At 65.5% G+C, this 11,144-nt stretch carries 8 protein-coding genes and 1 pseudogene; 5 read left to right on the top strand and 4 right to left on the bottom strand.

Features of this window, described 5'->3' with window-relative positions; all coding sequences use genetic code 11:
* The first annotated feature begins 639 nt into the window (after nucleotides 1–639).
* Together ABEL04_RS12525 and ABEL04_RS12520 are read left to right on the top strand one after the other, a co-directional pair.
* Nucleotides 640–1,632, top strand: coding sequence for a DnaJ C-terminal domain-containing protein (locus ABEL04_RS12525; RefSeq protein ID WP_375802729.1), 993 nt, complete (start codon nucleotides 640–642; stop codon nucleotides 1,630–1,632).
* Between the two features lie 461 nt (nucleotides 1,633–2,093).
* A complete protein-coding gene (locus tag ABEL04_RS12520) occupies nucleotides 2,094–2,669 on the top strand; it encodes an AP2 domain-containing protein (RefSeq protein WP_375802728.1) in 576 nt (191 codons plus the stop codon).
* A gap of 272 nt (nucleotides 2,670–2,941) precedes the next feature.
* Here ABEL04_RS12520 and typA read toward each other — a convergent pair whose 3' ends face one another.
* Nucleotides 2,942–4,768, bottom strand: a complete 1,827-nt coding sequence (gene typA, locus ABEL04_RS12515) for a translational GTPase TypA (protein ID WP_375802727.1) — start codon at nucleotides 4,766–4,768, stop codon at nucleotides 2,942–2,944.
* Nucleotides 4,769–5,124: 356 nt separating this feature from the next.
* On the opposite strand from typA, the gene ABEL04_RS12510 reads away from it, so the two are divergent.
* Nucleotides 5,125–6,225: a WD40/YVTN/BNR-like repeat-containing protein gene (locus ABEL04_RS12510; RefSeq protein WP_375802726.1), complete on the top strand. Its 1,101-nt coding sequence runs from the start codon at nucleotides 5,125–5,127 to the stop codon at nucleotides 6,223–6,225.
* 104 nt (nucleotides 6,226–6,329) lie between these two features.
* On the opposite strand, the gene ABEL04_RS12505 is transcribed toward ABEL04_RS12510, so the two are convergent.
* The 3 genes from ABEL04_RS12505 to ABEL04_RS12495 all read right to left on the bottom strand — a co-directional run bounded on the left by ABEL04_RS12505 (nucleotide 6,330) and on the right by ABEL04_RS12495 (nucleotide 10,246).
* Complete coding sequence (locus tag ABEL04_RS12505; RefSeq protein ID WP_375802725.1) at nucleotides 6,330–6,872, bottom strand: DinB family protein; 543 nt, start codon at nucleotides 6,870–6,872, stop codon at nucleotides 6,330–6,332.
* 71 nt (nucleotides 6,873–6,943) lie between these two features.
* Entirely contained in the window at nucleotides 6,944–8,515 is a 1,572-nt protein-coding gene (locus ABEL04_RS12500) for a 4-coumarate--CoA ligase family protein (protein ID WP_375802724.1), read from the bottom strand.
* A 717-nt stretch (nucleotides 8,516–9,232) separates the two neighbouring features.
* Nucleotides 9,233–10,246 carry an alpha/beta hydrolase family esterase gene (locus ABEL04_RS12495; protein WP_375802723.1) on the bottom strand — a complete coding sequence of 338 codons (1,014 nt, stop codon included), beginning with the start codon at nucleotides 10,244–10,246 and terminating at the stop codon, nucleotides 9,233–9,235.
* Nucleotides 10,247–10,520: 274 nt separating this feature from the next.
* On the opposite strand from ABEL04_RS12495, the gene ABEL04_RS12490 reads away from it, so the two are divergent.
* Nucleotides 10,521–10,733 carry a hypothetical protein gene (locus ABEL04_RS12490; RefSeq protein WP_375802722.1) on the top strand — a complete coding sequence of 71 codons (213 nt, stop codon included), beginning with the start codon at nucleotides 10,521–10,523 and terminating at the stop codon, nucleotides 10,731–10,733.
* Nucleotides 10,734–10,906: 173 nt separating this feature from the next.
* Nucleotides 10,907–11,144 (top strand): annotated as a pseudogene (locus tag ABEL04_RS12485) (tRNA (N6-isopentenyl adenosine(37)-C2)-methylthiotransferase MiaB); the annotation flags it as partial.

The raw sequence follows: 11,144 nt of genomic DNA, 5'->3' as shown, positions 1-11,144 counted from the left end.
ATCTTTTCGTGGGAGCACTCCTCCAAAGAGCAGGAGAGTTCCGCGGCGTCGACGCTCATTTGCACGCTGGTCGCCTGTGGAGACGTAGGCCGTCGAGCTTCTGGCTTCCTCTAGCCGCTGTCCCGGGCGGACTCGCGGAACCCCTCGATGGACTGCTCCTGCAGGCAGCCCACGAACTCGGCGATGACCGTCCCCTCATGCCGCGGAAAGAGCCGCTCGGCGGGCGGTGCGAGGCGTAGTGCACGCCCAGGCGTCCTCGCTCCCTGCTGTCGCGGTTGGCGGGCCCCGCCGGCACGATCCGCTACGTGGCCCCGCCGTGCTGTTTGCGCTAGACCGGATGGGGGAAGGCCCCGTCGGCCTGTCGGACGCGGAGTACTGTCCAGTCCGGATCGCTGTAGACGAGGACCGTGCGAAGCCGCCGTCCGTGGCCCATTCACGAGACGCACGCGACAATCTCTTTGCGTTGTGCGACGAGGACGTTCTGGGGGAGACGGGATGACATGGTCGAGCCCGTCATTTCGTCTTGCTGAACGCTGTGGCATAAATTATGTTATGGGGTAAGACGAGCGGGTCTGTCTGCCTCCTGAAGGCGTCAGCCCGCCCACCGACTTGTGTCACAGGTTCAAACGTTCCGCCGCCATGCCGCAGACGAAAGATCTCTACGACGTTCTCGGCGTCGATGAAGACGCGAGCCAAGACGACATCAAGAACGCGTACCGGAAGCTCGCGCGCGAACATCATCCGGACCGCAACCCCGACGACCCAAACGCCGAAGAGAAGTTCAAGGAGATCCAACAGGCGTACTCGATCCTCTCCGACGAGGAGAAACGCCAGCAGTACGACGCACAGCGTCGCTTCGGAGGGGGCGCTGGGGGCTTCGGGGGAGGGCGCGGCTCCTGGAGTCAGACGGGCGGCGGTGGGCCCAATGTCCGCTTCGAGCAGGGAGACTTCGATGACATGTTCGGGGGCGGGGGCCGCGGGAGAGGGGGAGGCCTCAGCAGCATCTTCGAGAACTTTTTCGGGGGTGCCGGGGGCAGGACAGGCACGCAGGGACGCGACCCGTTCCAGGAACAGCAACAGCGGCAGCGACAGCAACAGCGGCAGCGCCGGGGCCGCCAGGAAGGGGGACAGGACATCGAGACGACCCTGCGCCTCTCGTTTCGACAGGCCCTGGAGGGAGGACGCCGCAAGGTAGAACTCCCGACTGGCGAGTCGATCCGCCTCAAAATTCCGACCGGTGTGAAGGACGGCACTAAAATCCGGCTGAAGGGCCGGGGGCAGCGCGGGCCCAGGGGCCAGCGCGGCGATCTCTACGTCACCTTCGAAGTGGGCGATCATCCACGCTTCGACCGCAAGGGGGACGACATTCACCTGACCGAAACGATTGGGATGTTCGACGCCGTCTTCGGCACCGACTGTCGCGTCCCTACCCCCTACGGCCAGCACTTGAAACTCTCGGTGCCGCCGGGCACCCAGCCCGGTGAGAAGCTTCGCCTGAAGGGGCAGGGCGTGAAGACCGACGACGGACAGGGCGACCTCTATGTTGAGATCGACGTCGAGATTCCAGAGAACCTTACCGACGAACAGCGTGAGACCCTTCGCGACGCGGCCGAGGCAACCAATCTTCTGTAGTCTACCCCCACGGCCCCGGCCCGGACGAGGGGGCAGAATTGTCCGGATAAAAAATTGAAATCGGTTCCAGTTGCACTTTTCCATTCTCTTCCTCAATCTTGCAGGGTCGTAGCGTTTACGCCGGACGAAATCGCCCCCTAGACTGTCAAGGGGTGCTCCCTGTTTGAAGACTTCTAGAGGAGACGCCTCCCGATAACACATCGCCAATCCGCTCAGGTTCGGGTTGGAAGGGCTTTTCGTCTCCCAGCATGGCGCGGCATCTCCCATGGGCCCACTACCGCTTGGATCCTCATTTCCAGCTCGCACCGGCCCTTCGGTCGAACGGTTGGAGTGTCCGCCGTCAGGGAACCGCACGTCCACGACGGGGGAGTCCCTGCGTCCGCTTCACGCACGTCTGTCGGGCCCAGTCGGGGCCCGTATACCCCCACACTACATCACCATTGCTCTCACCTACATCACCCATGAGCAGCAAACCGAAGAACGTTTTCCGCATCGACATCGAGCCGACAGAGGAGAATCCGGATCGCCACCCTACACACGGCTGGCAGGTGCGCATCAAGCGCCAGAAGGAGCAATACACGAAGTACTTTTCCGACAAGCGATACGGCGGTCGAGATGAGGCCCTCGAAAAGGCGGTCGAGTACCGGGATGAGCTTCTCGAGGAGCTCCCGGAGCCGATGGATCCCGTTCGGCGCTCGGCTGAGGCCCGGTCGAAGACGGGCGTCATCGGCCTCAACTTCTGCTGGAAGGACGACGGCAGCGGAACGCCCAAGCCCTACGTGCAGCTGAGCTGGCTGGAGAATGACGGCACGCGTCGGAGCGCCGCCTACTCGGTCCGCAAGTGGAACCTGCGTCGCGCGGTCTGGAAGGCCTGTGTGCGCTTGCACCGGGCCCGCGCGGAGCACGACGGGGAGGCCGAAGAGGTGCACGACATGTTTCAGACGGCCCTCCCGAACATTAAGGAGCAGTACGAGGCCGGGCCCGACGGCGAGGGGCTGCCGGAGGAGGACAAGGAAGAGGTACCAGCCGAGGCGTAGCGGCGAGGGACGAGTCCCGGGTGTGAAGGGGTTCATTTGCCAGGAACTCGACCCTGCGTCACCGGACCCTGCGGCAGCATCCGGACGATTCTTCGGCCTCCTACATCAGGAAGACATGCGGACTAAGTCTGCCGCGGGGCGGAAGAGATCCCGGAAGACGCCCAGGCGCGTGAAGAACAGCGCCAAGTCCCGACGGATTGGAGGGTGGACGCGTGGCTGCCTAGGGGGCCGGAAGAACTCACGTCCGCGCCCCCTGCTTACCACTGTTGTACCTACCCGGTGGCCCGTTCCATCTGCGCCTTCCGGCGGGCCTTCGGCTTGCGGTGGCGCTTGCGGAGCCGATAGGCCTCCGGCGTCACCTCCACGAGCTCATCCTCGCGGATAAACTCGATCGCGTCCTCCAGCGACAGCTCGCGGGGTGGAGGCACGTGCTCCAGCTCGTCCCCTGCGGCGGCCCGCATGTTCGTGAGGTGCTTCTCCTGCGTCGGGTTCAGATCGAGATCCTGGGGCTTGTTGTGCTCGCCCACGATCATGCCTTTGTAGACCCGGTCGCCGGGCTCCACGAAGAAATCGCCCCGGTCCTGGAGCTCGAGGAGCGCGTAGGCGGTCGTTTCCCCCTCCCGGTCCGCCACAAGGGCCCCGCTGGTGCGGTGTGGAATCTCGCCCGCCCACGGCCCAAACTCTTCGAAGCGGTGGGTGAGAAGGCCGGTGCCCTTCGTGTCCGTGAGAAACTTGGAGCGGTAGCCGATGAGGCCGCGGCTCGGAACCCGAAACGTGAGCCGGACGCGCCCACTCTCCTGGTGGGCCATGTGCTGCATCTCCCCCTTCCGTTCGCCGAGACGCTCCATGACGACGCCCATGTGCTCTTCGGGGATGTCGACCTCGGCGGTTTCGTAGGGCTCTCGGGTTTCGCCGTTGACCTCTTTGGTGATGACCCGCGGCATGCCCACGCAAAACTCGTACCCCTCGCGCCGCATCTGTTCGATGAGGATGGCCATCTGCAGCTCGCCACGCCCGTAGACGTTAAGGGCATTGGCGGAGTCGGTCTCTTCGACGCGGATCGCCAGATTGTTACGGGCCTCGTCGAAGAGGCGGTCGCGGAGCTGGCGGGACGTCACGAACTCTCCCTCCTGCCCGCTGAAGGGCCCGTCGTTGATTCGGAACTCCATCGACATGGTCGGCTCGTCCACGTCGAGGGGCGTGAGGGGATCAGGATGCTCCGGGTCCGAGAGGCTCTCGCCCAGCCCGATGCCCTCCACGCCGGCGATGGCTACGATCTCGCCGGGCCCCGCCGCGTCGGCCTCTACGCGCTCCAGGCCCTGGTACGTGAAGAGGGACTTCACGTCTGTCTGCTCTTTGCTCCCGTCGCGGTGGCAGAGCATGACATCCTGCCGGTTGCGCAGGGTCCCCTGTTCCACGCGCCCGATCGCAACGGGGCCGAGGTAATCGTCGCGCTGGACGCTGGTGACGAGCACCTGCAGCGTAGCGTCGGGATCGCCGGAGGGCGGCGGGATTTCGTCGATGATGGTGTCGAAGAGGGGGCGCAGGTTCGTCCACTCCTCCTGTTCGAGATCCGTCGTGCAGCGGCCCTCGGTGGCCACGGTGTAGAGCACCGGAAACTCTACCTGCTCCATGCTCGCGCCGAGATCGATAAAGAGGTCGTAGATCTGGTCCAGGGCCTCGTGGGGACGAGCGTCCTTGCGGTCGATCTTATTGAGAACGACGACGGCGGGAAGGTCCAACTCCAGCGCCTTCTGGACGACGAAGCGGGTCTGTGGGAGCGGCCCCTCCGCCGCGTCCACCAGTAGCATGATGCCGTCGACCATGCGGAGCGTGCGTTCCACCTCCCCCCCAAAGTCGGCGTGGCCGGGCGTGTCGACGATGTTGATCTTTTTGTCCTCGTAGCGGATGGCCGTGTTGTTGGCCATGATGGTGATGCCCTTCTCCCGCTCCAGGTCCATCGTGTCCATCACTCGCTTTTGCACCTCCTCGTTGTCGCGGAAGATGCCGCTCTGCCACAGCATGGAATCCACAAGCGTGGTCTTGCCGTGGTCGACGTGGGCCACAATGGCGATGTCGCGAAGGTCCGTCTGCTGCATAGCGGGGCGAGGATTGCGTGTGCAGGGGGATTTCCTGCGTAAACTGAGAGCTTGACAGGTGGTATGTACTCGCGGTGGGATCGTCCGTTCGTCTGACCAAGCACTTCGACGCCAATCCGCAACGAATTGGAGTAGACTTCGTCGGAACGCGCCTGACCCGTCGGCGCAGCGGACTTGAGGGCGTTGATCGTCCTAAACTGGTGCCCGTGCCCCCGGTTCGTACCGACGAGTCGGCGGACGGTCGACCATAGACCGCGGCCCGAAGCTTTCCGCGACGACCCGACGCTGCAGTCGGCCCTCATAGTTTTCTCCTGTACGCTGCTCCTGACACCGGTCTCCCCCAACCCCCCGTGCCGATGCGTCCTCTCCTTCTGCCTCTCCTGCTTTCGGCGACACTTCTCGCCCTCGGCTGTACGTCGTCGCCGAAGGCTCCCGAGCTCACGATGACCACGCAGGAGAGCGGCACGGAAGAGCGCCTGATTGGGCTCCATCCGGTGAACGAGCACGTCGTCTGGGCGAGCGGAACCGGCGGCACCTATCTCCGAACCACAGACGGCGGGGCCACCTGGACGACCGGAACGGTGCCCGGCGCCGACTCTCTCCAATTCCGCGACGTGCACGCTGTAAGTGCCGACACGGCGTACCTCCTCAGCATCGGGCGAGGCGCGCAGTCGCGCATCTACAAGACGACGGATGGGGGCGAGGCGTGGAATCGCCAATTCACTAGTCCCGAGCCCGAGGCGTTCTTCGACTGCATGGATTTCTGGGACGCCGAGCACGGGATCGCCTTCAGCGACGCGATCGACGGCGACTTCTACCTCATCACGACCCGTGACGGGGGTGACGCGTGGCGTCGCGTGCCCCCCGAGGCCCTCTCCCCCGCCCAGCCTGGGGAGGCCAGCTTTGCGGCCAGCGGCACCTGCCTCGTTACGGTCGGCGACAGTACGGCGTACGTGGGCACCGGTGCCGTCGACACGGCCCGCGTCCTCCGCACAACGGACCGGGGGCGCAGCTGGACGGCCCACCCCACCCCGATTGCGGCGGGCACACCCGTCGCGGGCATCGCTTCGCTGACGTTCCGCGACGCGCAGCACGGCGCGGCGCTCGGCGGCATCATGGCGGTCGACAGCCTGCCAGACAGCACGGTCGCGAACGTGGCCCTGACCACCGATGGCGGCGACTCGTGGTCGCGTGCCCCCTCGGCGCCCCGATCGAAGGGAGGAAGTGGTCTCCGGGCTGCGCCGCTCCCTGGCATTTTCGGCGGCACTTACGTGCCGGGCCTCAATCCATCGCCTCTCGTCGTCGTGGGCCCGGCGGGGATCGCCGACTCGCGAGACGACGGTCAGACCTGGACCCGCGTGACCGACCGGAGCCACTGGAGCGTCGCGTTTGCCAGGCCGGAGGCCGGGTGGACCGTGGGGCCAGACGGGCGCATCACGAAGCTGGCGTTCGAGTAATCCGCCTCGCCGATGTCGCCGTACGATACAAGCAGGATGGAGGATTGAGGTCTACTCCTCCTACTCTTGCAATCCCTTGCAATCCGAAAGGCGTTGCTGGCCTCCTACCGTCCGGCCAGGATGTCGGTGACGATGGTGCTGTGGTGATTGGAGTGGACGTGAGCGGCGCGGAGCCACTCGGCAGCGGTGAGGGTCCCCCAGAACGGATGCGGCAGGCCCCCATCGGCGTCGGCGATGGCGTCGACCCGGGAAGCCACGTCGTCGAGCTTGCCGCAGCTGCGCGTCCACGTCTCCCGCAGCCCGTCGCGGTCAAGGTCGTCGGGCGGGTGCATGTTGTTGGGCGCCTCCGCCCCCCTGCGGGGGATGGACCCCTCCCGCAGCGCCTGCTCCCCGTCCTCCGACAGGTCCGGCGTCTGCGTCTCGATGCGACCGTCGGCGAGCACATTGGCCGCCTTCAGCATCGACGCGTTCGCGCGCCAGATGTGGTAGAGATGCTGCGCCGGGGACCATTCGGACACCGTCGGCACCGGCTCGAACAGGGCATCGTCGGCGAGCTCGTCGAGATACGCGCCGGTGTCGTCGTAGAATGTCTCTAGGGCCTCAAGTTCAGTGGCAGGGTCGACGGCGAGGGACTCGGATGTGGACATCGTGGCGGCGGCGGTCGGGAGAAGACGACGTTGGAGGGCGTGAGGCGGCGTTCGGAGAACCTGCTCTGCCGCTACTCCTTCTCCGCTCGCTCCCGCTCCACGAGCTCGCGCCGCAGGATCTTGCCGGAGGCGGTCTTGGGCACCTCCTCGATAAACTCGACGCGCCGCACCTTCTTCTGCGGCGCCACCCGGTCGGCCACGAAGTTTTTCACCTCGGTGTCCGACACACTGCCGCCCGACGCCTCCACCACGAACGCCTTCGGCACCTCGCCCGCCTCCGCGTCCGGGCTCGGAATGACCGCCGCGTCCGCGATGGCGGCGTGGGACTGCAGGAGGGCCTCAAGCTCCGCGGGCGCCACCTGATGCCCCTTGTATTTGATGAGCTCTTTCACCCGGTCGACGACGTAGAGGCGCTCCTCGTCGTCGATCCGGCCCACGTCGCCAGTGTGGAGCCAGCCCTCCTCGTCGATCGTCTCAGCCGTGGCGTCGGGCCGATCGAGATATCCCTTCATCACCTGCGGGCCGCGGACCCAGACCTCCCCGCGCTCGCCCGGTGCTACGTCCTCGTGCGTCTCGACGTCCACGACCCGACACTCGGTGTTCGGGAGGACGTGGCCCACGGAGTCGGGCGCCGGATCCTCCGCGTCCCGCGCCTCCAAATGGGTGACCGGGCTCGTCTCCGTGAGGCCGTAGCCCTGCTTCACCACGCACCCGATCCGGTCGGCACAGGCGTTGGCCACCTCCTTGCCAAGCGGGGCCGCCCCGCTCGTGATGTGGTCGAGGCTCGACAGGTCGTACCCCTCGACCACCGGCGACTTCGCCAGGCCCAGAATGATCGGCGGCACGAGGTAGCCGCTCGCGATGCCGTGCTCCTCCACCAGCGCGCAAAAGTCCTCCATCTCGAACTTCGGCATCGTCACCACCGTCGCCCCGCAGCGGAGGGCCATGCTCAGGATGATGGTCATGCCGTAGATGTGGTAGAACGGGAGCACGCCCACGGTCGTCTCTCCTTCCTGGAGTCGCTCGACGGGCGTCGTCTGGGCGATGTTGGCGACCAAATTTCGGTGCGTGAGCATCACGCCCTTCGGCAGGCCCGTCGTTCCACTCGAATAGGGCAGCACCGCGAGGTCCTCGCTCGGTGCAATCGACACGTCCGGCGGCGCGTGCCCCCCTGCTAGCAGCGCCTCGAACGGCGTCGCACCCTCCCCCTCGCCGAAGACGAATACCTCCTCGATCCCGGCCTCGTCGGCCGCCGCCTGCGCCTTCTCCAGAAACGGCGGCACGGTGAGCAGGTACTGCGCGTCCGAATCCTGGAGCTGCCGCGTGGCTTCCTCGGCGGTGTAGAGCGGGTTGAGGGTGGTCACGATCCCGCCGGCCCGGGTCACGCCGTAGAACGCAATGGCGTACTCCGGCAGGTTGGGGCTGTAGATGGCAAACACGTCGCCCTTTTCCAGGCCTCGGGCCGCCAGGCTCCCGGCGCAGGCCACGACGGCCTTCTGGAGCTCGCCGTAGGTGAGGGTACGGCCGGACGGGCCGTCAATCAGGGCTGGACGGTCGGCTCGGTCCGCGGCCTCGTCCAGAATGAAGGACGGAAGCGAGGCCTCGGGGATGTCAACGTCGGGGTGGGGACTGGTATAAATCATGGTCAATGATCAGAGGGTCATACCGGAACGGAGCGGGCTGGAGAATAGCTCAGGGAAAACGATCGATGCTGCTCGCCAGTCATCGAGCTCGAAGCGTACTTGAGACTGCTGTTCCTAGAATACAGGCTTGTGCTGGGCTTCGCAAGCAGGAGGGCACCTTGGGGATCCGCAACTGGGGACTGGTCAGCTGCAGGACGATCACACGCCAAGATTCTAGGCGAGTGTCTTGCAGCTCTGTTGCTTCCACGTGTGGGTTGACAGGAGGCCGTGGGCACCTGAACACTCTGACATTCTGCCCGGCAGGCTGGCACAAATAGCTTCTCATCGCTGAGCCGTGACTGCCGCGCGGTAGCGCACACTCGAAATGCAAGAGCTATGATGCTTTGGACTAACGTCGGTCTCTTTTCAAACGACTCGCCAGCCAGTGCAGCTCTACCGCCTCCGTCTATCGGGTTTTGCTTTCGGTCTCCTACCCGCTACGCCGGTTCACGCATAATCTCAGGTTGGTGCCACCGTTGGAACTGGGGGTTTCTACTACCACCGTTTCCAGGGGCGATGCAGAGGTCGATGCCGCTGACGAGGCCCCGGACGACTTTTCGGCGTCCCGGCTCCGGACAAGCGGTGTAGCCGTCCTGCGCGTCCACTTCTAACCATCGGCGTCCGTCCCCCTGAGCCTGACGGGTTGCCGCCGCATCGCCTCTTCGGGGGCGCGGGGGACTACTGATCGACCGCCTGCCTGAAAAACGACCAGGCGAGCCGTGCTCCTTCCACATCGTGGTTCTGGCGGCCCCGCAGCCGATGTTCAATCGAGGGCATGATGTGACCGCCCCCCTCCACCCGGCAAAACTGCACCGGTGCCCCGGGACTGGCTGGTGGGGGATCGTTCTCGCAGATCACAACGCTGCCATCGTTTGGGTCCCGGTTGGGCAACTGATTGACCGAGCGCTGCGTGGTGTCGGCTCGGTTCACGTCGACCCAGTAATCTCGAGTTGCCTCCGCTGAGGCCACCGTGCCAAACCCGCCCAGTCCAGGGGCAATACTCCCGCCCTCGTAGGGCATCAACGGGTCTTCGGTCCCGTTGACGATCAGCATCGGCACCGGATCGGTGGCGTCCGGACACTCCGAGGGCTTGGGCCGATTCGCGATGAACGCCGCCGCGGCGGCGAACCGGCCGGGCAGTTCGGTGGCCAGGCGGTAGGTCATCATGCCTCCATTCGAGGCCCCGGTGACGAGCGTCTGCCCTGCGTTGAGCGCAATCTGCGTATCGGCGAACCGGCCGGCCGTCCAGTCCAGAAGAGCGGCAATGAAGTCTACGTCGTCGGTACCGGGTCGGGCCCGCTCCTCCGGCCGACAGTCGTTCCAGCCCTGCTTGTCTCCGCTGGGAGATCCCGTGTCAAGGTTGGTCCCGTTCGGCGCGAGAAGCAGCGCCCCCTCCTCCTCCGCGATCTGCGTCCATTCCCGCGTCCCGCCCGCCCCGGGGCCGAAGATCTCGTTCATGCTCTGGGATCCGCCATGCAGCACCACGACGATTGGCACGGTACCGGGCGGGTCCTCCGGCACGTAGAACCGGAAGTGGCGAGCGAGCCCGCCATGTCGGAGCGTTTCCTCATGCCAACCGGGCGCTGGGGTCTTCGCCGACTCGGGATCACTTCCAGAACCGCCACAGCCCGCAAGGAACGCGGCCAGGATGAGGATCAACCACGGACGGAACGAGAGATACTGGAGCCTCATGGTACGCTCAAACTTATCTTCTCCCTCTCGGGGACGGCGAAGTTCGCGGAGTCGTCCGTAGATTACACCCGACACTGTACTGCCTGTCCGATGCCCTCACGGAGACATACCCGAGCGCCCTGATCGAAGGACGGAAGTCGTCTCCGGACTGCGTCCCCCACTGGCCCCACGTCTTTCCTTCCATAGAGTTCTCGGAGGATCCGTGGAGCAGTGCTGTCCGCCGCCGCACCACTTCGGCCCGGCCGTGGAGTCGTCAGAATGGTCGCTGTCGTAGATGCGCCACTCCTTCGCCACGCACCTGCTGGCCGGTGGCACCGACGTGCACACCACCATGCAGTGCGTTTACGTCCGGGAGCAGAGCGGCACAGGCGACGGCGTGACGAGCCGCTCGACACCCTGCCCACAGGCCCAGCGCAGACGCCCCGCTACGTCCCCGACCGCTGCCCAACGACGGGAAGCCCAGCGCATTCCACCGGCCCCTCTGTAAGGACCGCCTTCTGCATCCCCCATCGACCTTCCCCCCCAATTTTCAACTTTCCCACCTTCGAACCTTTTCACCTTCCCACCTTCGAACCTCCAACTGGGGAACGTTCGCCCGCCCCCTGAATGCAACATCGGTCCCTACGCATTGGATGCTCGCTTACCAACCGTTTTGCAGTCATGGAGCCGATCGAAGACCTGGACGTCCTCTCTGAGGAGCGCGTGCGCCAGCGCGAGGCCGACGACGCCGATGAGGACCTCGACCGCGTAAAGCATGGCTACGACGCCACGGCCGGCGACAAACAGGTCTACATCGAGACCTACGGCTGCCAGATGAACGTGAACGACTCCGGCATCGTGGCCTCGGTGCTGGAGGAGAGCGGCTACGGCCTCACGCAGGACGAAGACGAGGCGGACG

Source organism: Salinibacter sp. (assembly GCF_042218895.1).
Taxonomy (GTDB): Bacteria; Bacteroidota; Rhodothermia; order Rhodothermales; family Salinibacteraceae; genus Salinibacter.
This window is presented reverse-complemented; position numbering and strand designations above follow the sequence as displayed.

Coding starts and splice junctions, on each gene's coding strand:
- ABEL04_RS12525 (WP_375802729.1), top strand. CDS start 640: ATGCCGCAGACGAAAGATCTCTACGACGTTCTCGGCGTCGATGAAGAC.
- ABEL04_RS12520 (WP_375802728.1), top strand. CDS start 2,094: ATGAGCAGCAAACCGAAGAACGTTTTCCGCATCGACATCGAGCCGACA.
- typA (WP_375802727.1), bottom strand. CDS start 4,768: ATGCAGCAGACGGACCTTCGCGACATCGCCATTGTGGCCCACGTCGAC.
- ABEL04_RS12510 (WP_375802726.1), top strand. CDS start 5,125: ATGCGTCCTCTCCTTCTGCCTCTCCTGCTTTCGGCGACACTTCTCGCC.
- ABEL04_RS12505 (WP_375802725.1), bottom strand. CDS start 6,872: ATGTCCACATCCGAGTCCCTCGCCGTCGACCCTGCCACTGAACTTGAG.
- ABEL04_RS12500 (WP_375802724.1), bottom strand. CDS start 8,515: ATGATTTATACCAGTCCCCACCCCGACGTTGACATCCCCGAGGCCTCG.
- ABEL04_RS12495 (WP_375802723.1), bottom strand. CDS start 10,246: ATGAGGCTCCAGTATCTCTCGTTCCGTCCGTGGTTGATCCTCATCCTG.
- ABEL04_RS12490 (WP_375802722.1), top strand. CDS start 10,521: ATGCGCCACTCCTTCGCCACGCACCTGCTGGCCGGTGGCACCGACGTG.